This is a genomic window from Trichocoleus desertorum ATA4-8-CV12, from assembly GCA_019358975.1.
Classification (GTDB): Bacteria; Cyanobacteriota; Cyanobacteriia; order FACHB-46; family FACHB-46; genus Trichocoleus; species Trichocoleus desertorum_A.
This window is the reverse complement of record JAHHIL010000044.1, coordinates 25048-50282: the sequence shown is the minus strand read 5'-3', so window position 1 is coordinate 50282 and position 25235 is coordinate 25048. Positions and strand designations below refer to the sequence as shown.

20 protein-coding genes are annotated in these 25235 nt (G+C 46.7%); 11 read left to right on the top strand and 9 right to left on the bottom strand.

All coding sequences use genetic code 11. From position 1 onward, the window contains the following. A partial coding sequence (locus KME12_21865; GenBank protein ID MBW4490435.1) for a pentapeptide repeat-containing protein occupies nucleotides 1-1449 on the bottom strand: 1449 nt, incomplete at its 3' end. Between the two features lie 178 nt (nucleotides 1450-1627). Between KME12_21865 and KME12_21860 the strand changes: the two genes are divergently transcribed. Then, nucleotides 1628-1915, top strand: a complete 288-nt coding sequence (locus KME12_21860; protein MBW4490434.1) for a hypothetical protein — start codon at nucleotides 1628-1630, stop codon at nucleotides 1913-1915. A gap of 210 nt (nucleotides 1916-2125) precedes the next feature. Here the strand turns inward: KME12_21860 and KME12_21855 are convergent, their stop codons facing one another. Then, nucleotides 2126-2401, bottom strand: a complete 276-nt coding sequence (locus tag KME12_21855; GenBank protein MBW4490433.1) for a helix-turn-helix transcriptional regulator — start codon at nucleotides 2399-2401, stop codon at nucleotides 2126-2128. Nucleotides 2402-2685: 284 nt separating this feature from the next. Here KME12_21855 and KME12_21850 point away from each other — a divergent pair, with 284 nt between their 5' ends. The 3 genes from KME12_21850 to KME12_21840 all read left to right on the top strand — a co-directional run bounded on the left by KME12_21850 (nucleotide 2686) and on the right by KME12_21840 (nucleotide 4759). Then, a complete protein-coding gene (locus KME12_21850) occupies nucleotides 2686-3087 on the top strand; it encodes a hypothetical protein (protein ID MBW4490432.1) in 402 nt (133 codons plus the stop codon). Nucleotides 3088-3183: 96 nt separating this feature from the next. Further along, nucleotides 3184-3558 (top strand): hypothetical protein, encoded by a 375-nt coding sequence (locus KME12_21845; GenBank protein ID MBW4490431.1) that lies wholly within the window; start codon nucleotides 3184-3186, stop codon nucleotides 3556-3558. Nucleotides 3559-3763: 205 nt separating this feature from the next. Then, nucleotides 3764-4759 (top strand): hypothetical protein, encoded by a 996-nt coding sequence (locus KME12_21840; protein MBW4490430.1) that lies wholly within the window; start codon nucleotides 3764-3766, stop codon nucleotides 4757-4759. A gap of 209 nt (nucleotides 4760-4968) precedes the next feature. Here the strand turns inward: KME12_21840 and KME12_21835 are convergent, their stop codons facing one another. Further along, nucleotides 4969-6090, bottom strand: coding sequence for a pentapeptide repeat-containing protein (locus KME12_21835; GenBank protein MBW4490429.1), 1122 nt, complete (start codon nucleotides 6088-6090; stop codon nucleotides 4969-4971). Continuing rightward, nucleotides 6083-6562: a hypothetical protein gene (locus KME12_21830; protein ID MBW4490428.1), complete on the bottom strand. Its 480-nt coding sequence runs from the start codon at nucleotides 6560-6562 to the stop codon at nucleotides 6083-6085. Before KME12_21830 ends, KME12_21835 begins: the two co-directional genes overlap by 8 nt. Before the next feature lie 487 nt (nucleotides 6563-7049). On the opposite strand from KME12_21830, the gene KME12_21825 reads away from it, so the two are divergent. After that, a complete protein-coding gene (locus tag KME12_21825) occupies nucleotides 7050-8240 on the top strand; it encodes an AIPR family protein (protein ID MBW4490427.1) in 1191 nt (396 codons plus the stop codon). Nucleotides 8241-8446: 206 nt separating this feature from the next. Further along, on the top strand, nucleotides 8447-10021 hold the full coding sequence (locus KME12_21820; protein MBW4490426.1) for a hypothetical protein: 1575 nt from the start codon (nucleotides 8447-8449) through the stop codon (nucleotides 10019-10021). 202 nt (nucleotides 10022-10223) lie between these two features. Here KME12_21820 and KME12_21815 read toward each other — a convergent pair whose 3' ends face one another. Beyond that, a complete protein-coding gene (locus KME12_21815; protein ID MBW4490425.1) occupies nucleotides 10224-11879 on the bottom strand; it encodes an IS1182 family transposase in 1656 nt (551 codons plus the stop codon). Between the two features lie 455 nt (nucleotides 11880-12334). Between KME12_21815 and KME12_21810 the strand changes: the two genes are divergently transcribed. Further along, entirely contained in the window at nucleotides 12335-14263 is a 1929-nt protein-coding gene (locus KME12_21810) for a hypothetical protein (GenBank protein ID MBW4490424.1), read from the top strand. 61 nt (nucleotides 14264-14324) lie between these two features. Here KME12_21810 and KME12_21805 read toward each other — a convergent pair whose 3' ends face one another. Beyond that, nucleotides 14325-16022 (bottom strand): hypothetical protein, encoded by a 1698-nt coding sequence (locus KME12_21805; GenBank protein MBW4490423.1) that lies wholly within the window; start codon nucleotides 16020-16022, stop codon nucleotides 14325-14327. A gap of 545 nt (nucleotides 16023-16567) precedes the next feature. Continuing rightward, entirely contained in the window at nucleotides 16568-17008 is a 441-nt protein-coding gene (locus KME12_21800; GenBank protein MBW4490422.1) for a hypothetical protein, read from the bottom strand. Between the two features lie 97 nt (nucleotides 17009-17105). On the opposite strand from KME12_21800, the gene KME12_21795 reads away from it, so the two are divergent. Genes KME12_21795 through KME12_21785 form a run of 3 tightly spaced genes read left to right on the top strand, consistent with a single transcriptional unit; the run spans nucleotide 17106 to nucleotide 19266 of the window. Further along, on the top strand, nucleotides 17106-17756 hold the full coding sequence (locus tag KME12_21795) for an AAA family ATPase (protein MBW4490421.1): 651 nt from the start codon (nucleotides 17106-17108) through the stop codon (nucleotides 17754-17756). Then, a complete protein-coding gene (locus tag KME12_21790) occupies nucleotides 17728-18642 on the top strand; it encodes a ParB/RepB/Spo0J family partition protein (protein ID MBW4490420.1) in 915 nt (304 codons plus the stop codon). Before KME12_21795 ends, KME12_21790 begins: the two co-directional genes overlap by 29 nt. Nucleotides 18643-18660: 18 nt before the next feature. Then, nucleotides 18661-19266, top strand: coding sequence for a hypothetical protein (locus tag KME12_21785; protein MBW4490419.1), 606 nt, complete (start codon nucleotides 18661-18663; stop codon nucleotides 19264-19266). A gap of 319 nt (nucleotides 19267-19585) precedes the next feature. Here the strand turns inward: KME12_21785 and KME12_21780 are convergent, their stop codons facing one another. Next, nucleotides 19586-21934, bottom strand: coding sequence for a GUN4 domain-containing protein (locus KME12_21780; protein ID MBW4490418.1), 2349 nt, complete (start codon nucleotides 21932-21934; stop codon nucleotides 19586-19588). An 85-nt stretch (nucleotides 21935-22019) separates the two neighbouring features. Next, nucleotides 22020-24098, bottom strand: coding sequence for a DNA phosphorothioation-associated putative methyltransferase (locus KME12_21775; GenBank protein MBW4490417.1), 2079 nt, complete (start codon nucleotides 24096-24098; stop codon nucleotides 22020-22022). A gap of 218 nt (nucleotides 24099-24316) precedes the next feature. Between KME12_21775 and KME12_21770 the strand changes: the two genes are divergently transcribed. Beyond that, nucleotides 24317-25234: a DUF4007 family protein gene (locus KME12_21770; GenBank protein ID MBW4490416.1), complete on the top strand. Its 918-nt coding sequence runs from the start codon at nucleotides 24317-24319 to the stop codon at nucleotides 25232-25234. Nucleotide 25235: the final 1 nt, after the last annotated feature.

The window sequence follows — 25235 nt, the reverse complement described above, 5'->3', positions numbered from 1 at the left end:
CAGGTTGGCACCGCTCAGGTCTACACCGCTCAGGTTGGCCTGACTAGCTCCTTGGTTGACGATCTCCCAAGCTAAACGCCATTTAGCATTGATTTGTGTCTGCTCATCAATATATGCACCGCTCAGGTTTGCACCACTCAGGTTTGCACCGCTCAGGTTGGCACCGCTCAGGTCTACACCGCTCAGGTCTACACCGCTCAGGTTGGCACCGCTCAGGTCTACACCGCTCAGGTTGGCACCGCTCAGGTCTACACCGCTCAGGTTGGCCTGACTAGCTCCTTGGTTGACGATCTCCCAAGCTAAACGCCATTTAGCATTGATTTGTGTCTCCTCATTAATATATGCACCGCTCAGGTTGGCACCGCTCAGATTTGCACCGATCAGGTTGGCACCGCTCAGGTTGGCACCGCTCAGGTCTACACCGCTCAGGTCTACACCGCTCAGGTTGGCACCGCCCAGGTTGGCACCGCTCAGGTTTGCACCGCCCAGGTTGGCACCGCTCAGGTCTACACCGCTCAGGTTGGCCTGACTAGCTCCTTGGTTGACGATCTCCCAAGCTAAACGCCATTTAGCATTGATTTGTGTCTGCTCATCAATATATGCACCGCTCAGGTTTGCACCACTCAGGTGGGCACCGCTCAGGTTTGCACCGCTCAGGTTTGCACCGCTCAGGTTTGCACCGCTCAGGTTTGCACCGCTCAGGTCAGTATCACTTAGATCTACATTGCTAAGTTCGCGATTTTGAGCTGGAGAATTGATAATTTCTTGAACCACATTCCATTTATTCCAAGAAGTTTTGGTGTTGATAGCTTCTGATGATTGTTCATCTAAACGCTCAACCTCTTGAATCGGTAATCCACTCAGCTCAGTGATTTCTCCTGAAGTAACATTTTCTATCAGCCTTTCGATATCTTCTGGAGAGCCTGAAATCTTAATTCTAATGCTGCCTCCTTCAATATCTTGAACACGTATTGTGGCCCCTACATATATTTTTAGAACGGCTTCAATCGTTGTTCTAAAATTGGCATCAACAGAGGCAATGTCGCCCTCTAGGACGATCACTGCTTTGGTCTCGTTGTGCTGATCAACTACTGTTACCTGGCGCAGAACCGTTGCCATAGTTTTTTCTTCTTGAATGGTAGTGGAGCTGCCAAGTTTAAGTGCTTCTGGCTGCCCAGCTCTCTGTATCTCTACCATCTCATCGGTGGCTTTGGTCTCTAAAATCTCTTCCCAATTGAGCTGTAAGCCACTACAGATTCTCTTAAAGGTATCAGCCTGAATGCTATGACGCTGAAAAAAGTTTGTAACTGCATTGCGAGAGATCAACTGAGCTTTTGCAAAATTAGCTTTAGATTCAAAACCTAATCTAATCAAAGCTTTCTCGGCTTTCTTAATGCCTTCAGGGGAAGCAATAACCGTTAAGCGTTTTCGACTATTGGATTCAGGCATTAAAGAGAATTTCTACTTAGTTGACCTTGGAGCAAACAAAAATAGGGCACAAGTCAGTCATAACATAAGCACAAACAAAAGCTCAACAAAAGATGCGATCAATAGGAGCTTTGCTGAGTCAAGGTTTGAGGAATTGAGTTTCACACTGGAAGTAGGAAGTTTACATCCAATCATTCCTATGAACCAACCCAATTCAGCTTTCGACATCTTAGGCCCACTAAAAATGAAAATTGCTCAAGAGCGTGTACGCCAAGCCCGCTACAGCTTTAATATTGCCCTAACTTCAAGTGCAGCATTCACTGCGATTAGCTTTCTAGGTGCAGCAATGCTGTTGTTCGGCAAAGTTCCAGAAGGAGCAGCCGTTGCCTCTAGTGGCATGCTAAGTAGTGCTGGCTGTGTTCGTCTTGCTAAGGATGCCAACGATCGCTTAGACAAAATCATGAGCGAACTTCTGGATGAAGCATAAACGGTTATAGCTTTACTTCCACATTTGCCTTGCTAGCGCTAGCATTCCTATTCTGGCCAACCTGTCTGCTACATCTCCAAAAATATTAAGCTGCAAAACCTTTGATTTGGTCACCTCGTACTGTAGTTCCAGTGCATCAGCTTGGTTGACCCAATATTCAGTGCCCCAGTCTTCGCTGAGCCAGCGATCGCATCCTTACTCCCTTGAGGTTTACCGCGGTCGCCCTTGGAGAATCTGAGTTTGGATGGCCTCTGCAATTTGTGGCATTAGGTCAACTCCAAGAGCATCACAAATGGTTTGGAGGGTTTCATAGGGGACCGCCTTGGTTTCACCCGTTTCGATCCGTTGAATGTTCTGGCTAGTCATGCGCTTGCCTTCCAGAGTGATCTGTCGCGACAAGTCATTGAGCGACCAACCCTTAGCATCTCGCCAAGTCTTCAATCTCTTCTCTAACTCTGGCAGTTCAATTGTAATTGCGATTTTCATGCCCATGGACAGTCTGACTAGCGTTGCTTTCATCGTCGCTCATCGACGCTAATAAATTGTTAACTAACAATTGACAATTTAGGAATTGGAATCAAGAATGAGATAAGCGCTAGAAGCTGCATACCAAGCGTTTTTAGCGCACTGAATAAAAATTCAAAACACAACAAGCGATCGCGGGTTCTGAGAAACCAACGATCGCTGCTGATTATGCACCTCAGAACAGCCGAGTCTGGACAACCGCCTGTTCTGACGCCACCCCAACTTTCATTGAGGAATTCAGAATCATGCTAACTCAAAGCTTTAACACTCCAACTGCTCAGTTAGAAACCAATCCCGATGAGCAGATCCAGCTCAGTCAACAAACTTATGCTCTTCCAGGAAACTGCAATGGGGACTACACTGCGATCGCTTTCGAGATTCCCCTTTCTATAGCAGCGCACTTGTTAGAGGCGGCTCAGCAAGCTCAAGCTTGGTACGAAACTGAACAAGGCGAATACTATGCAGTTCTCGATTTAGCTCAAGCCTTTACCAAGTGGATAGAAAGTTGCGTTGAGGAACTAGCGAGTGATGCTTTTGAGCATTGCCTTTCCGGCAATCGGAACTATGCCTTCAATCGCCGCGCATTTGAGCAGGCAGTAGAGCGGCTGGAGCATTCGATACTAATCGAGCCTAAGAAAGTGGCATAAATCAGTGGATTGGGGTGGGAGCTTCCCACCTCGTAAACCTGGGGTGATTGAGGTTGACTACAAAGCTGCGTTCCAACTGCACCGTTAAGAGTAACCATGAAGTTGTCAGACTATCCACCACAAATTGCTCAAGCTGCCCGATTAGTGAATGAGTTAGACAGCAAACTTCTACAAGTGCGTCATCAGATGCATGAGGAAGAAGGCCAGGCTGAGGCAGTTGTAGCTTTTGAAAATGACCTAAAAAACGAGAATCAACGCAAAGCGAGACGTTTTCTGCTGTTGCAAACCAATCAGAAGTACCAAGACCTTCAGCAGCATTTCATGCAGCTAACTGTGGCGAAGGCAAATGCAATGGCTGAACTGGAAAGACTCCGTAATGGCTTCACTGCGACCAAGCTGCAAGCTCGTCAACAAATGGTGTATCAGCTTGCTATCCTAGGCTGCTGCGACCCCGAACTACTTGGCTTTTAGGCGATCGCCCTGGCTCGACTACTTTGTGACCCACTGCGAATATCGCTAGACGAACTAGCAACGGCTGTAGTAGAGTCCCCTTAAAGCGAAACCAGCACCGGGTTGGCTCCCAATGCTGGTTTCAAAAATCTAAGGACTGTTAGCCCATAGCTGGTAACTTAAGGCTAGCAGTTCTCCACCGCAAATTACAACTGGAGAACCACGGATGTCCGAAGTTTTTGCGCGCGTCACCCACGCGCACGATGCTCTAGCCCTACAACTCACCCCCTGTGCCGGTCAGTTACACCGTTGGTTGCTGAGACGCAGGCCCGCAGGACGGCCCCAAGAATTTGAGATGAACGAGTTTTCTGAGTGGACAGGGGTAAATCGCAAGCGCTCCTACTCCATCCGCCACATCCAGCGATCGCTTTTGGAACTAGTTCAAGTGGGACTAGTCGAGGTGGTGCGGAAGTACACAGGCCAGATTTTTAAGCTGGTAGCCAACCATCCCCAAGCGGACAAAAATGTCGCAAAACTGGATCAAAATATCCAATCTGGGATGGAAATGTCCAAAATAGAGGCCTCAAACCCTGATGGCTCCATTCTCTCTTATAGAGAAAAATCAAAGAAAACAGACATACCCTCCACCCACCCTGCTGCTAAAATTAACCAAAATGATCAGGAGGTAAGAGCTCAGGAAAAATCCTTAGATTTAGAGGGTTTGGAATGTTCAGGTCTAAATGCAGGATTAACTAACTTAGTTCAAAATGCTGAAATAGACGTTTCTTCCGCCAGCGGCGAGCAGCGCAAAATTTTAAATCAAGTTAAAGCGGCGATCGCCCCGATTCCGTTGAACCCACAAATTGCGGCTGTGGTACTAGAGGCAACTTTGACCACAGTTCAGGATGCGATCGCGCTAGTCAAGGAACGCAAGCAGAGTGGTGAGGTGAAGAATCCCGCTGGGTTGTTAGTGGATGCAATCCGAGGTCAGTGGAAGCCAGCTCAAAGCACTCCTAGTGTGATGGCTCAGTTCAATGATTGGTACCACAAGGCTTATGCTGCGGGTTTAATTGAGTACTTTACGTCTTCGGATAGCAAGGTGACTGGCCTACCCTCTGACTCAATTGGAGTCCTGCGGCGTGGTTCTCAGGTTTGGGAGGATTGGCGCGCGATCGCTTCAGAGAGCCAAACACTTCCTGATCCCGGCAATCTGCTGACTTAATGCTTGTGCTTCTAGCAGTAGACCTGCCTTGGCTGACAGGAGCTATTAGACGACAACTCTGATGGCGAACTTAGAGATGAAGCTTACTGTCATTGCTGTATCGACTCGGGACACAATCGCTTTTCCCTAACTGTGGATACCCAAACGGCATATTCGCAGAGACTCATCTAGAAACTGGTACGCGAACCTCTGATCGCTCGCCAGGAGAGCTATCGAATAATGGCTCCTCTCCTCATCAAATCAGCAACCTTAGAACTCGATAAACCTGTACAGCCAATCATAATTGCTCCCTCAACATTAGCTTTGTCAAGCACCACTCCAGTGAGTTGAGCTCTGTAGAAGTTTGCTCCACCTCCGATACGATGGATGGACTCCACCGCGACCTCGAGGGCGCTTTCGAGAGCGCTTTCGAGAGCGCCCTCGAGGTCGCGGTGGAGTTTATGGGCGCTGTCGAGGGCATAGTGGAGTTCATAGGTGAGGCGTTCGGCCTGGTTACGGGCGCTGTCAAGGGCATGGGCGCTTTCGAGAGCGCTGTTGAGGTCGCTGTCGAGGTCGCGGTGGAGTTCATGGGCGCTGTCGAGGTCGCGGTGGAGTTCATGGGCGCTGTCGAGGTTGCTGTCAAGGGCACGGGCGCTTTCGAGAGCGCTTTCGAGAGCGCTGTCGAGGCCGCTGTCTAAGTCGTTGATGCGAATGATGTTATGGAAGTACTCGATGTCACGGGCAAGGTCACGAACAAGGTCATAGGCACGGTCGAGGTCGCTGTCGAGGCCGCTGTCTAAGTCGTTGATGCGGTCGAGGTCGCTGTCGAGGCCGCTGTCTAAGTCGTTGATGCGGTCGAGGTCGCTGTCGAGGCCGCTGTCTAAGTCGTTGATGCGGTCGAGGTCGCTGTCGAGGCCGCTGTCTAAGTCGTTGATGCGGTCGAGGTGCATAAAGAGGTAGCGGGCGAGGTTTAGTTCTTTGTTTAAGTCGTTGATGTGGTTGAGGGCGCTGGTAATTAGGTAATCGACTTCTTTAGTACGGGCTAGATAGCTGGAGGGTAGAATACCTAAATTGGCATTTGTAAAGTTGGCTTCTTGCAGATTGGCATTTGTAAAGTTGGCTTCTTGCAGATTGGCATAAGCAAAGTTAGCACCACGCAGGTTAGTCCCTACAAAATTGGCGCTTGCCAAATTGCCTTCATAGAAATTAGTGCTCGACAGATCGGCTCCGGCAAAATCTTGCCTAGGGTCTAGTCCTAGCATTTCAGCTAACTTGAAAAAATTGGTCGTTTTAGCATCAAGAACATTACCGATTGCCTGATCAAGTTCTTCGAAGGAAGTAGGTTCAGCCATGTCTCCACCCCCCTTGACAAATAGGAGTAGATTCGACGATTGGCTTGATATAGCGAAGGGCGATTGCTCGTTCAATCACAGCAAGCTTATTGCGATGAATATTTTTAACTTGCCCAATTTGCCCCCAGGTGATCTGAACATCCTCACCTCGAACTATAAAATCAGCAGCTATTTCACAAGGAAGCTCATCAACTTGGAGACTCCCTAACAACGCTTCCGTTAGCATTCCTTCTAAAATTGGGCGATCGCCGTAGGCTTCAAAAATCCAGGCAGGTTTGTCTTCAGAGCCTATCTTCTTCACCTGGAAAACTTCTACTGTAATCTTCTCAGTCGATCCTTCAGTTGTTTTCGCTCCAATACTAGGAGCATTTGATGCTGCTCCTGCCTGAATTTCATTGGATTTAGTCTTTTGCCTTTCTACCGCAATCGATACCTTAAATGGTTCTAAAAGGGTTGTCTTTTCTAATGGCAATTTGCAATTCTGAAGTATAAATCGAAGTTGCCCCCGCCTCACGCCAAAGGTTGCCCGTCCTCCGGGTAGGCCTAACCGAGTGCCCCCTGGCACTATAATCTCCTGCTCACCGCTAAAGTTAACGGTAAGACTGAGATCAAATTCTTGTGAATGAGTTGTTACCTGCTTGCTTAATCTAGGTAAAAACGAGGCTTTAGGGGCTTCAGATTTTTCCTGAAGATGGAGTTTCATCGCTACGCAGTCAGGAAACTTACTCTCTACTTGAGGTTTTGGGCTGGCACTCATCAGGGCAAAAGCTTGAGAACTATGCTGCTCTATTCTGGCACTTCACCTAATTTTGTCTAGAGGAAGGCTACGGTAAGGCGATCGCCGCCTACTTTTGAAATTGTGGTTGCACTCCCCAAATACTTGTGTTAGCTTCAGCGAAGAGGTTCCGTTGAACCCAACTAACCAGTTCAGTAGAACAAAGCAAAACAGGATATAGATCATGGAAGAGAAGCAAGTTGAATTTCTTGCCAAGTCTGCTTGTCGTGTTTTTCAAGACAGCGATGAAAAGAGACAGATTTGGTCTTTAACGGTACCAGCTAAAGAAGTACCTCAAGGTTTTCCTTACGGTCCGAATGCTCGAAACGCTGATCTTGCAGCAAAGCCAGCCAAGGCTATGCTGGAAACTTTGAAGTCGGAACCGGAGCAATTCATTTACTACAACAACGGGATTATGCTTGTTGTTGCCTCGCTTCAGGCAAAGCGCGTTGAAGGGGGGGATTTTGAAATTCGGATCAGGTATAGCGAGCCGACCGAAGAAACTGAAGACTTTGTGGGGCATGGAGTTCTCAACGGAGGCCATACCTACAAAGCTCTGATGCATGCTCTGCATGGTCAACACAGGCGGGGAGAGCGTTATCCAGATTTAGAGCGAGCGTATGTTCAAGTCACTGTAGCTGTTGGGGTTGAGGAAGAACAAGTTTCTAGCATCAGCCGAGCTAGAAACTTGTCTAAAGCAGTTCCTGACTACGCCTTGAAAAATTTAGAAGGCGATTGGCAGGCTGTTGAGAAGTACCTACCTCAGAGCTGTCGCAAGAATGTGATATTCAAACCTAATGAATTTGAAAGTGAATTGGATGAGGCTCCAGAGTATACGGTTGTAGATGTTGTTCAACGCCTTGCGTTGCTTAACAACGAGATATTTGACTTCAGAAAAGACAGCCATCCTGTAGCCGCTTACACAGGTAAAGGTTCTCTCGTTCGCAAGTGGAATAATGAGGACTACAAAGCAATTCTTCCCCTATTGCCTGACATCTTGTGGCTGGAGGAGAAGATCATGGAAGCTCATGAAGCTTTGAACGGACGTAGCACCACAGGTGGAAAAGTTGTTATTTCCAGAGTTAGCGGGTGCAGCAAAAAGCCATCTACTTTAATAACAGGACGTATCTTTAACCTCACCGTTGCACCCCCCTTTGTTATGCCCGTTTTAGCTGCGTTCCGAGTCTTGATCAAAGATGGACAGTGGATCAAGCCAGTGGATGAGCTGTGGGAACAGTATGGAATGATGCTGGTCGATCGTCTTTGGGAAACCTACAAAGTTGAAGGAAGGGCAAGCGCTGCTTCCTTCGGTCGCTCTAAGAGCACTTGGAACACTCTCACCAACTTGATCGCTATGCAGTTCGTCCAAATTTAACGAGAGTTTGAAGCGGATGAGCTAGCGCTATAAGGGATAGACGGCAGGACTCAACTTCGATCATGATTCCGTAGTTACCTGCCGTTTGTGCGTATATTGAGTCACTTATGCGATCGCTCTTTGAAAGTATCAGCTTGTGCAAGATGAACTCATACTTGCACCATTCTTTGCTTATAGCTTGAGCCAATAAATGTGAGGTTGTGTAAATGCGAAATTGGCCTAAATCAAAAAGGACTATTTGGCAGTCTCTACGAATTAAAGCAACAAGAAGGATCTTCCAATTTGCAGAAGGTATTGAGAATCCAAAACGGAAAATTTTGAAGAACCTTAAGGATCATGCAACATTTAATTTGCATGTTCACGAATCTGAATTAATTGCTTGCCCTGAGAACTTAGAGGTCAGCCTAAACAAGATTGGATTTGCAGACTTGTTCTTCTCTGAGGAGTTCGATAGTCTTCAGAAAGGTTTGAACAGGTTATTAACTAGCTATCCTTATTCCTCTTTGGAAGGCAATACAGAAAACCTTAATGCTTGGTTCAACGATATTCGTAAATCTGCTTCTACAAATGCAGCATCTATTTATGTAGGCTCGATTCTCTTTGACAAGAAAGCTAGAAGCTTATTAAAGCTAGTTCATAGCGCTCAAATTTGGCTTCACTACCTTGATTCTTCTTTTATTATTCTTTCGATTTTTGTTAATCCATCGACTGAATTTTTATCAAAATTTTCTCAAATAAGTAAAAGCATCCCCTACCCTCAATCTGAAATTCTAGGTTTTAGCTTCAGAGATGGAATTACTGCATCTTCAAGAAATCCAACGCAAAATGTTAAGCAATTAGAGTTTGAAGAGATTTTCTTGGAACTCAACAAGAGTATCGTAATTTTTTTCAGAAAAACTTTTAATGCAGGTTTGTCAAGTTTTGGTCCTTTGCCTTGTATTGAAGTTATTAATTTCAATGTTCCTTTAAGAGAAATTCCAGAAAAACCATACCTACCAAAGTTTCCTCCAAAGCTTAGAGCCTCCTGCCAATTTCTTAGAAGTTTGGGGTATCCTTTCGATCAAAGATTAATCTACAAAAGCAGAAGTTGGTGGATATTTTATGAGGTTAGTAGAGAGAAATTGCTCTATGAGAATTCTTCCTCATATCAAGTATTAATGAGTTTGCCAGACTATAAAGTTCTAAAATCTGAAGCCAGCTCAGATGATAAAGAATCTATGTTTGGGATTATATCTTATAGACTTCATGAACTTTTCCCTTTACTAGCATTAGAACACTTCTATAAAGTTCTAAAGAGTATGACAATAGAGCTAAAAAATGAGTTAGAGCCAGCTTTAAAGGATCAAATAAAAGGGAGAATTCACCTTAGAACCTTAGAGGTGGGAATTTCAAAAATGACAAGAGTTAATGGCTTCCACTTTCATAACTCTAGGATGGGGGTAGGAATAAATGAGAAATTTCTTCTGTATTTTATAAATAGAGGGGCAGAAGGTCTATCGAGAAAAAAACACAAAGAGGAAGGATCAGTTTTTTTAGCAGAAGATGTGAAGTATCGCATTGACCAAGACAAGAAATTCTGTGAGGGGCAATTAAGCCTTTTAAAGTTAGCTTACTCGCAGATCCTGTCCTCTAAATCGCTCACGCTGAATTATCTTCTCCAACGGAATACTCTCATACTCTCAATCGTAGTTGCAGTCCTTACTGTTATCACTCTACTTCCAGAAAACACTCGAAAAATTTTAGCTATCAAACTATGGAATTTGTTAATAAATCTTTTTTGATACGGAATTTAAAGAAAGTATGGTTTTTCTCAAAACTTACGATCACTTGCTAGTCCACAGCAACTCGCCTAACACAAAAAAAACACTTCTTGCGAGGCAGGGCATTATCGAATTTGGTTTTTACACCATCCCCATCATAATTTAAGTCCTATAGGGGGTAAAGATAGCGAAGATACTGTTGGCGAATTCATCAGAGAAAAATCTATGCAACTCGAGACTTAAGCTCCAAGAATCGAGAGGTACGAGTTTTTGCTAAGGGAACTCCTGAGAGCCAAGCATCCAGACGAATCAAATTGAGAGCAACTGCGGTAAGAATATGCTGAAGATGCGTTTTCGCTAATCCTACATAGCGAGATTGCCGTAGACCCGAACGTCTGACTCCCTGGGATAACGTTCCCTCAATTCCCGCTCGCTGTTGATAGCGCTCCTTAAACTCTGCGGTTTCCTGCTCTTGCCGCCGTTGCTGTAAAACAGCATATTTGGCTTGCGGTTGTAGTGTCAGCCTGCGAGCATATTTTGAGTGAGTACAGCGTTTGCGAACGGGGCAGCGGCGACAATCAGCTTGTGAAAAATGCACATGGATGACGGGCAAACTCCGGTTATCGATCTTTTCTCTCCAAATGATGCTCTGATGTCCTTGAGGACAGGTTACTGTTTGCTCATTCCAATTGACGGCAAATTGGTCTGAAGTAAACTTGGAGTTTTTTCGACTCTGCCAGCTGGGATTGCCTCGCACTGCTCCAACCAAGTCAATACCATACTTTTTGTCACTGTTGAGGATATGGGCAGCGGTTATATATCCTGTATCCATCAGGTGTTCTTTGGGAAGCAGCGTCCTCTCTGATAGGCCTTCATGAACTGCATCAACGACTGCATCATCTGGGGTTGTGGAGAGCGTTGTATAAACGCCAGTGATGAAATGGGGGCAAGCCTCATCGCAGATTTCAGTCAGGTGAGCTTTGTATCCCACCCAATCCACACTTCGTTTGGTGCTGTAATGGGCTGCCACATCATAGGGAGAATGTATCGCTAGCGTAGACGGTGGCATGTCTTTAGGCGATCGCCATTGGAGAGCGCCATCTTCACCTAGTGCATAAAATTGCTGGAGCCAAACTTGTCGGAGGGTTTCTATGGCTGGAACATGTCGTAACCACTCTGGAGAAGAGGCATGATAAACAACATCTAGCAATGTCAATCCATCTTGGCCTATCGTGCGACCCAATGCTTCGCGTTCACTGTCTGATTTAGGCAAGCGATAGTTCTCAGTGCGCCGATGATAGCGCTCAAACCAAGCTGCTTGTAAATGTGGCTCTAGCCAATCTGAAGCCGCAACCGCTAGGCTATTGAGCGCAGCTCGAAAGGTCTCTCCCAATGTTTCGAGGCGATTCAATACTCGAATTGCCCCGAGAACATGAGTGGAATCGGTGCGTTGCCGCTGATGTCCTTTGAGTAATCCCTTCTCACGTAATTGTTCTAGCAACGGGTCTAGCAACAGGGATTCAGCATTGTCTGCCACCAGGCGATCGCGAAACTCACTCAAAATCGAGTAATTGAATCCTGGATCGCTGAGTGGCAGACTGAGGACATACTTCCAATCGATGCGAGCTCGAACAGCATCAGCAGCTTGGCGGTCAGAGAGATTTTCCATGAACTGCATCACACAAACTAAAGCCAACCGCCAGGGAGATTGTGCAGGTTGTCCTCGCCTGGAAAAGAGTGAGACAAAAGATTCGTCTTGATAGAGGCTGCCAAGTGTATCGCGGATTTGAAGGTAGAGGTTACCTTTGGGAAAAGCAGCTCGTGCGACTGCTGCGGTATCCTCTGGAACTGGAGGAATGGGCTGGGGTTGTATGGACATGCTACACCTCTGCTGAGCTGTAAAGCTTTACTCTCATCCTAGGCTAGACGCCAAGCTTCATTTTTCTCTGATGAATTCGCCAACAGTATCTTCGCTACCTTTACCCCTAGATCAGGCAACGAAGTAAAGACCAGCACTGGTTACTGAAAAAGTGCTTCTAATTCAAAACCGTAGGTTTCTGTTCAAATGCCCCCGCTGATCCAAAATACAAGATTCAATATATCGTAATTAGCTTAGCCGCTGGCAATAAAAGCGTAGGAAGCAATTATTTTGTTTTCCTACAAGCTTAAAGACATCAATCAATGCAAACTTTTATACAGAAAAGATTACATAGGTTCCAAGAATATTGCCAAAATTTGATATATCGTAGACTTGGGAGCCACAGGTATCTGTTAATACAGTACACAAATACTAAGTTTACGGTATATTAATTTCAATCAATATTTGGTTCCATAATGTCTCAATGTCCTCCTCAAAACACCCTTGAAGCTTTACATCGATATATCCAACAAGGAGAAACTAAGATTAGTGGCACAAGTTTTGCAAACTTGAAAACTGCTTTGAGGCGGTATGTTCTTCCCAACTTGCCGGGATATAACTTTGTCACTGAAGATCTAGAAGGAGTAGGTTTAGAGTATGTGCTCAGCCAGATTCCTCTGGATGTATTTCTAAATGCTGAGCCCCTTAAACTTCTCTCTGAGGCTTGTCAGGCCGCTTTGGCCGCTGAGCAAATTCGAGCTGATGTAGAGAGAACAACATACCGTCCAGCTGTTAATAAGTTTCTCAAGTGGATACAGCAAGAAACTTGGTATGAGGAGGCTGTCGAAGGGCGATATGGAAAGTATGCTCCTAGAACTCGCTCTGGAACCAACATCATGGCAGCCAATGAAGGTCGAAGAGCACTCCATGCCGATTCATATGGGCTACAGGAGTCTGAACTCACCTCAAAGCTTCTAAAACAGCTAGAACAACTTAATACGTTTTGTACTGGTGAGTATGTTCCGAAGCGCCAGGACAGGAAAATGCGAGCCAAAACTTTTAACAATCATAGAGCACGAGCACTCGATATCCTGGGATGGCTCAAGAATGTTGAGAATTATGAGATCAAAAACTTAGACCTCAAGCTATTGATTGATCTAGACTTGCTCAATAAATTCTTAGCTTGGGGCATTAATGAGCGTGGCAATACTTGTGGTTGGGGAATGGGCTTTTGTGACCTAGCGTTAAACGTTGCAAAGTGGCTGCATTGTTATGAGTCCAAAAGACCCATGTATCGAGATATTGCTGTAGTCGAAGAAATTCGAATGATTAGCAACAATCTATCCAAGCGGTACAAAGAACAGAAAAAGGCTAACAAGAGGGCTAAACGGGCTGAAAAAGAGATGACGATGGAACAGTGCATCGAAATTGTAAAGTATTTGAGAAAATGCTGCGCTCCTCGTGATTCTCTTGGGACAAAACGTTCTGACTTATCAATTATTCGATCCTGGCAGCGTTATTTACTTGTAGCTATTCTGACTTACTGTCCACTACGGCAACGCGAACTTAGAGAACTTGAACTCGAGCGCACGCTCTTTCGCATACTTAATGGCTATCGCATGGTTTTACAGCCAGACGACAACAAAACAGCCGATGAGCGAGACTTCATACTTTCCGATGTATTGGCTCCAGAAGTGGTTGCTGATATTGATGAATGGCTCAACGTTTGGAAACCAAAAGCTCAGGCAGCTACCGCAGACTTAAACAGTTGGTTAGGTCTTGTAGCTCGTCAGGGGTGCAGAAACACCGAAGAGTTAAAACGATACTTAGCAAAGCTAGGAAAACAACATCAGCAAGCCATACAAGCAGGCCGGAGCGAAGAAGCAGAGGGAGTAAGCAAGCGCATACAATCAGCTCAATCCCACGTTCAAACCATGGAGGAGGCAAGAAGTAATTTTCAAAGCAACTTATTCTTCGTCTCTTACGGAAATAGCCAACTAGAAGGATATGGTAAGCAGCTACAGGCAAGTCACTTATTCACCACCGTCACACGTGCTGTATATACGGCCAGTGCAGCACTAAAGATGCTAGAGCACCCGCTATTTAAGGATATTGAGCCACGCAAAACAAATCCTCACTTCTTTAGAAATATTGCGGTTACTCATGAGCGTCGACATGGTGATCCGACGAAGCGAAAGGCTTTTCACAAGGTCATCGGTAACTCTGAGGCAGTTGGGGACCAAGAGTATAACGAGATGCATCCTAGCGAGAAAACAGTTGATGCTAAGGGATGGTGGGAATCACCAACGCTTGAGGGAAAAACAGCGCTCACAGCTCAAATCAAAGCATTAGCATCAAAATTGCAAGCTGAAGAGCGACGAAAACTCTTCTTAGAACTTTTGTAGCTTTGTCACATGAATCTATAAAATCGACTCTCAAAAGCTGTTGAATTGTTCAACACTTTTTTCACTTGAGCGATCGCGTCCTCAATTGGTACAGCAAGCCTATCAATTCATCATCTGTGAGCTGACTTCTACGCTTACCCTGGAAGTTATCAGCAATGAATTGGTGGGCTTGCTCCACAGTCCACCCCAGTCGCCCAATCTGGATCTGAATCCCCACAATCACATCGCTGAGATCCTCATAAGCGATCGTAGAAGGAGCTTGAGGAGGCTGTGGAAAACTCACTTTCCCCCTCCCTTGACCCTCCCATACAGAGTAAACAGAAGTGAAAGAGGAAGAATCACCTTCACTTACCCCCCCACCCTTCATATAGGCAAAGGTGTGTAATTCCTCTCTGGGAGAGTTTTCTAGTGCTTTTGAAGGTGCGATCGCTGGAGATAGTGAGGTAGCTGTAACGGGCTCAGGTTGGTCTATTACATACCATTCGGGATGCCATAGCTCTTTGTACTTCTGCAAGGTGCTGTGGCTGCACTGGGCCAGAGAGGCGATCGCCTTAGCTCGAGCAGTCAGGCGATCGGGTAGTTGACTTTGTTGAGTCAGGTTGAGGACGGCTTGTTTGATTCGGGCTTGAGCGTCTTCGGCTCGCTTCTGGTTGAAGTTGACGATGTTGTTAGCAGATGGGACCTGAGAAGAGGTGCGATCGCGTTTCGGGTTGGTGCCGAGGGGCCAGTAGTAGCTTTCTACGGCTGTGGCCCATTCTTGGGCTCGGCGACTGATTTCGTGCTGGTGCTGACACCACTCTCGATAGCCAGGGCTTTTAATCGCAGTGTGCTCAATGTAGTGAGCCAGTGCTGCACCGGAGAGCGACTGGAAGACGACGCCATAGCAACCAATGGTTTTGAGCAGATGGTTCGTTTGTCCGGGTCCAGTCCACCCTTGCTCCATTTCGGTTTCTAGTTCTTGCTGCCACAGGGTGGTGTTACTGCGGCGGTTGTAGGAGCGGTACTGATGTTGTTTCTTGGCAGTGGCGATTGCCTGTTGCAGTTGCTCTAGATTCTGAGCGGCAGCAGCTTGATCCCACCGGTGGAAGAAGCAGGGCAAGTCGCTGGGCAGGGGTTGGAGGCGATCGCTGAGAAGGACGGAGCCACTACCAGGTTGCAGGGGTAGGCGATGAGCGTTGTATTCGCTATACTCTCCGGCTTTGCTATAGCGTTTGACGTTGGGGAAGACTTCCAGTTGGCCTGCTTTTAGGGGCAGGTGGTGTGCTTCCAGGCAGTGCTTGAGGACAACGGCAAGGCCAAAGGTAGGGACAGCTTCAGGCAGCGGGATGTAGAGGTGGAGGCCACCATTCCAGCTGGAGCGTAGCAGGAGGGTTTGATGAATGCCGATGCTAGCGAGGGCAGCTCGAAGGGTGGTAAGGGCTTGGCGATCGCGGGTGGGATGATGCAGGCTAAGGGCATCGAGGTCGATGAGGCCATAAGTGGTGGTGGAACCGAAGCGGACGCCAACGAGCTGAGCGGCATCTTGCCAGTAGGCCCAGAGGCTACGGGGCTTGAGGGGGTACTGCGTGAGGGTTTGCCAAGCGGGTTTTTGGCCAGCATCGGTAGGGGTAGGGGCGACGATCGCTTGCCAGGGGTAGGGGAAGAGCTGACACAAGCGCTGACCTAAGGAGTCGCGGGGCAGGGGTTCTGGTAGGCGCTGACGAGCTGGCTGAGGGGCGATCGCTTGACTATCACAAGCGGGTAGTTGTTTTCGGGGCATGATGCAACTCTCTAGTCCAGTAAAAGCAAGGGGACAGAGAGTGCAAAGTCAAAGAATATTGCTGCTCGACCTGCAACCGCAGGTAACAATCACGGTAGTTATGCATAGTCTCTCCGTCCCAAACATACGGTGGGCAGGGGATAGAGCGAGATTAACTAAAAAATATTCCTGTACGGTTAGTTTCTCTAGGATCTGCTCCATCCCTGATGTAGCGAGGAATAGAGAGCCATTTGCCTATTAAAAAACGGCACAAAAGGTCTTGTCACTTTTTGCCAAATCACCGTAATATAGACGCATGACACTGTAGGTGACTTAACTCTTAGCGGCCAAGCATCGAAGTTAAAGTCCCCTCTATTCCGTTCAAAAATCAATGGCTTTTCTACCCCTGCTGTTCCACCAGTTGGGGTTTTAGCCTTTTAGGGTGCCTAGAGCATAACCTGCTCCTTCATCACGCAACTAGCATCCCTAAGAATCACAGTTTTCCTCCATTTAGAATCAAGCTTGTTCAGTAGTTTACCTGATCCAACCTGCGATCGCTTCTTCTTTCAATCGATCGAAAGAAATTGAGCAATTTTTTGCCAATCTAACTCGGTCAGTAATGAATACAGCATATGATTGCCCTGCGGTCGCAGCAGTTTTTTGACGAGGTTCGCCTCCTTTTCGATAAACAACGTTTCAAAGTACTCTTGCTGTTCTAGGCTGAGTTGACCTGCGCGAGCTTGGACCAATTGCCGCCCCTGAACCAAGGCAGCTTCTATATCTGCGCCTAAGTTTTGCTGCTCCAGAAGGTAACGCAGTTCTGTAAAGAGAACTGACAAGAGTTTTACTCGTTTGAGCTGGATTTGAAGCTGAGTTGGCTCAAGGGTGGAAGGGCAGGAAGTTTGAATACCTATCTGAACATCCTGCCCAGATTTCTCCTCAAGTTGAACGGTTGCTCGAAGCCAGTCTTGTTCGTAAGTAAAAGCCTCCCAGTCAAATTGCATCATCGTTTTCCTCGAATTGACGTGGGTTATTGACAATTTTACAGGCATAACATGTGATGCTAGTACTAGCGTCATGAGCTAGGAAATACCTAATAAAGCAATGCTGATTGGAGTCCTCAATCGAAAAGGTGGCTGTGGGAAGTCAACAACAGCAGTGCATCTTGCCTACTGGCTATTCCAGCAGCAACAGCGCGTTATGCTAATCGATGCAGATGGGCAAGCAAGCTCTAGCCAGTGGCTTAAAAAGCTGGACATGCCCTCTGTTGTGATCAATGATCCAGACGACTTGTTTGATCAAATTGGTAAGTTTACTGAAGAGTATGATTCCGTGATTGTGGATTCACCCTCAGTTCTCGGAGAACCAGCTAAATCAGTATTGTTAAGTGTTGACTTAGCACTTGTTCCAGTTCAACCTTCTAATCTAGATTTGCTCTCAGCAAAGGATATCGTTCGCTTAGTCAATCAAGCACAGAAAATTCGTAAAGGGCTGCCTAGAGCAGCCATGTTCTTGAGCCGAGCAGCCCGAGGGACAGTCTTGCTTAGAGAGGCACAAGAAGCCTTAAGAAAGACTCAAGGCTTTAAACTATTAAACTCAGTGATTTACCAACGTCAAGTTATTGCTGATGCGCCAGGGCAAGCTGCCACTGTATTCAGCATGACTGGTGAGGCTGCTACTTCAGCAACTAAAGACTATAACAAGCTCTTTGAGGAGGCGATACACTATGGCGAGACGGAAGAGCCTGCAAGATGAATGGGCATTTGAAAACAACTCAAGCTCTGGCGATCACAGCGTTTCTATTGACTTAATTGTCATGCCCACCAGTCAACCTCGCCGCTACTTTGATGCTGAGAAGCTACAGCAGCTTACGGAGTCTATTCGACAGCATGGAATATTAGAGCCGCTTTTAGTTCGCCCTTCTAGCCAGCCAGGGGTTTATGAATTGATAGCCGGAGAACGAAGACTTAGAGCCGCGAAACAAGCTGACCTGTCTTCAGTTCCGGTGATCGTTCGTGAGCTTAATGATGAGGAAGCTTTACAGATTGCGCTAGTAGAAAACTTACAGCGGGAAGACCTAAACGCAGTCGAGGAAGCGGAAGGTATCTTACAACTTCTAGGGCTGAGACTACATATAAACTCTAGTGATGTTCCAGCTTTGCTTTACCGGATGCGCAATGAAGTCGCTGGCAATAGTAATCAGAATATCTTGACTAGTACAGATGGAAAAACTGTCCAGGCTGTCTTCCATGAGCTTGGAACACTTACTTGGGAATCTTTCGTAACCACTCGGCTATCACTGTTAAATTTACCTGCCGAAATTTTGGAAGCTCTAAGGAGCGGGCAAATTGCCTATACAAAAGCTCAAGTAATCGCTCGTATTAAAGATGATGAGCAGCGCCGTAAGCTTTTGGAGGAAGCGATCGCTAACGACCTTTCCTTTTTAGACATTAAGGAGCGAATTGCCAATCTTAAAGCTGATGCAGCCAAGTTACAAAATTCCGCTCCCTCACTTAAGAACCAAATTGATGATATCTTGCGATTAGCAAAGCGATCGCGGGTTTGGAGCAATCCTAAGAAGCAAAAACGGCTAGAAAAACTATTAGTTGAGCTGAGAACCTTGGTTGTTGAGGCTAATTAGTATGAGTTGAAGTAAAGGATGGAAAACTTGTTACTTCCTAAAGTTGTTTTAGGAAAATATCTAACTCTACAAGAGTTTTGTACCTGCACGCAGACCTACCAGAAGTACTCTAGTCAAATTGGCCCATACCCCGAAAATCTGGAAGAAACAATTCCAGCGTTACAATCACTTTGCCAATGGATTATTGACCCCATTATTGATCACTTTAGCAGGGAGCAATTCCATCTAACCTATGGGTTCTGCTCAACAGATTTGAAGCGCTTTCTAAGTCAAAGGGATCCAGAAACAGGCATCAAGAATGGTCGAGTTGACCCTAGCCGTGATCAGCACATGGCTCACGAGAAAAACCGAAATGGCAAGTATTACTGCGATCGCCTCGGTGCTGCCTGTGATTTTCAGATTGCGGGGTTGGAGAGCAATCGCCTTGTGGAGTGGATTTTGGAACAGCAATTACCATTTGATTCGCTGTACTACTATGGAAGCGATCGCCCCATTCATATTAGCCAAAGTCAGAAGCAAAATCGAAACATCTGGACATTTACAGATAAGGGAGTACCAACGCGAAAAGGACTTGAACATTGGGTAGAGTTGATCAAGCCTGCATCTACCAGGTTCCTGATTTAGCCTATGCCACGCAAACGTCGGGAAATTCAAACTGGCTATTACTAGGGATAAAGGTAGCGAAACCTTTATCCATACTACCATCTCACTACTCGCTGCAATAATCGCGAACTTCGTTCGGCTCGGTTTGAATGTCGAGAGGTGTTATTGTTTGCCATTAAACGCTGTCAGAAGTACTCAGTTCAGCCTAATAATTGACCAGAAAACGACGAGAAAACGGATCGCGGTGCCAATATCGGATCAGTCACCCTCGTGATGGCATCGTAGAAAATGTGATGGAAATCAATGTTAACGAAAAGCTGAAACTAGCGAATGTTACAGTTTACAAGTCTTTGTGCGAGAGAAGAGAGCATGCCCCCGCGGACACCAACGCATCGACGCCGTAGTACAGAGTACCTATAACAGGGAGAATTGTATTGGGAAGGGAGAAAGAAGTTCCGACTACTTGGGAGTAACTCAGCCATTTACCATTCCTACGCCAACCCATGAGATTGCCAAACTCCCACCAGATTTCATCACCAGGAAATTTGCCGTCTAGTTTAGCACCACACCCTACATAAATCTGCTTTTGGACGCTAAAGCCAAACATGCCATGGCTGTATTTCACCCAAAGGGCATCAATCGCCCGTAACTCATCACGCGGAAAAGTCAATAATTCTTCTGGTTCAAACCACTCTCCCTCCGTCCTGCCAACTGTCGTAATCATCAGCCGATAGGTTTCTTGATCGGCCTCTTTCCAGTGCCTACTTTTCAGATATTCCTCCAGTTTTGTGTAGCGGAGGGTTTGTACCGTGCTAGTTAGTGCTCTGAGTTCTTGTTCTAAGCCTGGGTCAAGCTTCTCTGGGTTGCGATACTCGCGCAAGCAGTCATAGGCCAGTTGAGCAGCTTCTTTGCCTAAATCGCAGACTTGTTGAATCACATCAGTCATCAACCGAGGGGGCAATTGAGCGCTGTAAAGCAAGATCGTTTCCCGCCATGAAGCTTTATCCCAGTTTTCTCTCACTAGAGCGAGTGATTTGATATGATTTTGGGCTAAAAAGCTGGCCGCAAAATAGCCTTGAAAGCTGAGATGCGGAAACTCATAGTAGCCTAGTTCTCGCTCTACTAATAACTCGCTGATCTGCACCATTTGCTTGAGCAAGGCTTCTGCCCCAACATCTTCTTGTTTTAATAGGGGATGTTTTTTTAGAAAACTGATCAACGACTGGCAAGAAACACGGGGGGAAGACCGTTTCACCATCGCCAGTGCTAACGATTGCAATACCTGATGACTTTTTTCATAAGGCAACAGCATGGGAATGCCCCGCGCTCTAGGGCGATCTTCGAGTTGTAGTTTGCAGATCCCTCGGTAGAGTTCAATGCGCCGTTTGGGTAACTCAGTGCCCGGATCAAAACGGTGAAATGTCGCCAGCATATTGAGCAAGAGTGGGTTTTCGGCCATCTCTTGCAGTTCAGGGCGATCAGGGTCTTGCAGTTGAGTCAACAACTTTTGAGCATTGCGCTCAGCGGCCTCTTTTGCTTGGTTGGCCTGCTTCTCACTGCGGGCACAACGTTCTTGGCAGAGATACCACCGCTTGATGAATCGCTCTTGTTGGTAAGACTTAAACTTCTGGACAAATAGTGGTACAGCCGGGCGTTTGGCAACATAGTCTTTAAATCCGGCAGGGCGAGATGTAATGATGAATGTGGTGCGATGGTACTCCTGCATTTGTTGGCTAATCCACTGGCTAACTCGTTGACGTTGGTCTTCAGCTAACTCATCAAAGCCATCAAACATCACCAATGCTCCCCCCTGCTCCAGCAAGTTTTCAACCCATGCGGGTGGGGGCTTGAGTGGATTGTTGGGCGATAACTTGGGTAGAAAATGGTTCTTAATTAGATCGGGCAAAGTTGGCAACTCAGGCTGTGATAGTTTGTCTCGCCAATCACGCAAGTACAGCAAGAAAGGAATGAGTTTTGGTGCCCGGTAGCGGCGGTATTTTCCTTGCCCATAGATCAAGGCAATGTGGCGTAACAATGTGGTTTTGCCAAATCCTCCCTGTGCCTGAATCGCCATTTGCCGAAATGTTGGATTCTTGCGTGATCTGAGAATTAAATCCCAAATATTAATTCCTTCAGACGATTGGTTTGCTTTTGCAGAATCTTTTCTGTTCTCAATAAAGCGTCCATTACCCTCAATCAGATAACCATTGAGCTGGAGCGGGACGAAGACTTCCTCCAACATAGGGATCGCAGTTTTATCTGGGTTGAAGCCTTCGGTTATGTATTCTTGGCAAGGTTTGGCTTGCAGTTCCAGATATTTCGCTTCAAAGCCTGAAAACTGCCACTTAATTGTCTCATCCAGGTTGGCTAGCAACTGATTTAAGACTTCGGCATCTTGTTTGCCCTTTTCTGCATAAATTTCTGACAACCGCTCAACAAAGTTCTTGCTGTAAGCTGCCCATACTGCCGTCACAATCGTGACGGGAAAGGTAAGGAGAACTTGTGTCCATTCTTGCTTTAACCAAAAGCTAGCAAATAGCCAGCCACTGCCTCCCAATGGCATCCACTGAATTAAAGGCTGTACCACCTGCCGTTGAATAAAGCGACGCTCCGGGCTAGGTTTGTTAGATTCGGAGGTAGGCTCTGGGGAAGGAGAGGATGCTTCGGTGGATTTGGGCGAATCAGCCATATCGTGTTTTTAGGGCATATCTTCCTCAATTTTTAACCTAGGAAATAACAGATGGCATCCGAGTCATTATTGGTAGAGCTTGAAATCAGCCAGCAGATTCTGCGGCAGATGCTGTTCGCCCTGCCTGCTTTGCACGAATAGCCGATCGCACTAACTTCACCTGATAGGGGTCAGCATCTTTTCGCCACAATACACGATGCCCCTTTAATTCAGCACAATGCTCCTCTAAGCACTTTTGCCAACCTCGGCGATCGCTAATGCTCCTTATATCATCCAGTAACCCCCAATCTGATTCTTGACGAGTTAGCTTAGCAAACTTCGCATAGAGAGCATATTCGGTCGTGACGAGCAGATCCTTCTGATGCAGTAGGGGTGGATTGTCCTTTGGGTCATAGTCACGGTAGTGAACGTGCAAATCCCGCAGATCAATCTGCATGCTCGTGTGCAGCGCAGGATGAGGATCAGTGTCAAAGGCTGGATAGAACAAATAAGAAATCTTAGGCTTGCGGAAGTGAAATTTAACGACGTTGGCTTCCTGGGGGCGACCGATCGTGCGAGAGGCACAACCTTCGTAGAGCCGAAGCAAAGGATCAAGTGCCTCGATCGCCGACACATGAACCCACAGTGAATTCGGTCGCTTTTGCCCGATCGCACTACTCTTGCAGCGTTCCTCAACTACCTCCAGATTGCCTAAGGTCATCAACATTAGATCTGCCGCAGCACAAGCTTGTTGATAGCCCCCGAACAGACTCCTGATGTCATTCTGAACCACGGGTGTTAAATCCCGTAGCTTGGGACGACGACTAAAATGGCTCAACGCCAAATAAACTAACAAATCTTGACGGCGGCGATCGCTAATCGCATCCCACTCTTGCGGGTTTGTAGCTTGCAGAACGATCTGGAAGGCCCGCTTTAGGTTGCCAAACTCACTGTTGAGTGTTGCAGTTTCAGGCAACTCTTCTAGGGTTGGCAACCGCCCCCGCTCAGTGAAAAAAGTCATTAGGGGAGTTAGCAGTTCCTTGTAATCTTCAAACCGCTTATTGCTGAGCTGAACCTTAGGAACACTAACGCGCGATCGGAATCGGGAGGCTCGAAAACTTTGTGCCTGAGCTTCATCCCGGAAAACAAAGTAAATCCCCAAAGCTACTGGGATAGAGTCAACTCCCAGCACTTGGTCAATATAAATCTTCAGTTCATCCTGGTCGTAATACTTCTGAAACGTATTACGGCTGGTAATGATCCCATCGCCGTAGGCAATTTGGCTATTCCCCTGAGCGATGAGAACCTGCGCAGCCACAATCAGTACTTGCTGAGTCAGATCCCAAGCTTGAACCAACGCCTCTCGACGCTCTGCCTGAGATTCAATGACATTGATCACGTAGCCTAAATTGATGACATCAGCAGCAACTTGAGCTACATCCGGACGATAATGGGGGTCCCAACCAGAACACTCATAACCCAACTTAGTGACCCGCTCAACATCACCTCCCTGACCACAACCGTAGTCGAAGAATGTCATGCTCTGCTTCAACAGTCCAGCTTCCAATGCCAGACGAACAGGTTTAGACAAGTCATTGCGGCTAATAGCAGCTTTGTGGCGATCGATTTTGACTTGGGCAGCTTGGGCATTAAGAAGCGATCGATGAACCAAGGTATGCCCCTGGAATGCCACCTTGAACTGAGCCAGCCGCTCTTCCCAAACCAAGCGAGTGCCAATCGCCCGAGGATTGTCAAGCAGGCCCAGAGCTTCTTCTTGCCGAGTTAGTGCTGCAAATTGCTGGTAATAGGGATAATTAATCGTAACAAAAGTTTCCTTGCGATGCAGAATAAACGGGTTATCGGCATCCCCATAGTCCCGGTGCTTCACCTCACGGGTTTGTAGATTCACTTGGATGCTTGATTGAAGGGCAGGGTGAGGATCAGTGTCAAATTCTGGATAGAACAGGTAAGAAACGGTCGGCTTCGCTGTACTGAATTTGACTACGGTAATCCCCTTAGGAGAAGAGGCAATCTGCCTTGCCTCGCTTTCATAGGCTTGCAGAAGCGGATCTAATGCCTGTAGGGCCGAGATGTGAACGTATAGGGCATCGGGCAACAGCTTACCTACCTTACTTCGTTGACAGGTAATCACGATCGCTTCGAATTGAGCCAGACCACAGGGCATTGATTGAGTAATTTGGCAGTTTTGCTTGAACCCGACTGGAACCTATTATGCTACTGAACTTGGTATGATGTGAAACTCTGTCCAAGAAACCGCTTGAATATAAAGCGATCATGGTAGTTTGTAAAATTCCTCTGGCTGAGTTTACCAATAGCATAAGGAACTTCTCAACAGACTACGGGTAGTACACAATAAAGTACATCGGTTCTATAAAAAGGGCTATGGTAGAGCAAATCAGTCTTGATCTTGGAAGGGTTGATACTCGTCAATCGAGTGTCTTTGCTCGCCACGAAACTTTTCACCCCCGGTTTGGCTGGCTGAAGAAGGGCTTCGATTGTGCCATTCAAGATCCAAGGGTGTTTTTGAATGAGGGCGCTCCCATTCAGCTTGGGGTTGGAAAAAACATGGTTCGCTCCATCCGCTATTGGGAACAGGCTTTTAAGCTGTTACAGGATGATCAACCGACAGACTTTGGACAGCGGTTACTAGCCGACACAGGATGGGACCCATTTTTAGAGGATTCCGCCTCGCTCTGGTTGCTGCACTGGCAGTTGCTTAAACTCCCTTGCTATGCAACTACCTGGTATTTCACTTTTAATTTATTCCGTTCAGTCGAATTTACTGAACAAGACCTGCTCGTTGCTTTGGAGAACTATTACCAGAAACAGCAAGGGCTACGAACTGCTTCGTCTTCGTTTCAAAAAGACGTTCGTTGCCTCTTAAAAATGTATGTAGAGCAGCAAAGCAAATCGGGGTTTACAGAAGACTCCATTGATTGCCCTTTTACCGAGTTAGGGCTGTTGCATACCGCTGGCGATACTCGTATCTACACGTTCCGGGTAGGGACGAAAAGAAATTTACCCCCAGCTGTCGTCGTTTCTGCTTGTCTAGAGTTTGCAGCCCAGGATCGGCAAGGGCAGGGTACGATCGCCGTCTCTCGCTTACTATATGAAGCAGGTAGCCCAGGGTTAGCCTTCAAGCTATCAGAAAGTGCTTTGTGTAATGCAATTGAGCAAGTTGCCCAACAGCATGAGCCAATTAGTCTATCGGACACAGCTGGATTAATTCAATTCTCCTTTACAGAAGATCCTCTGATTCTGGCGGAGCAAATTTTGCAAGATTATTACCAGACGAGGTGAG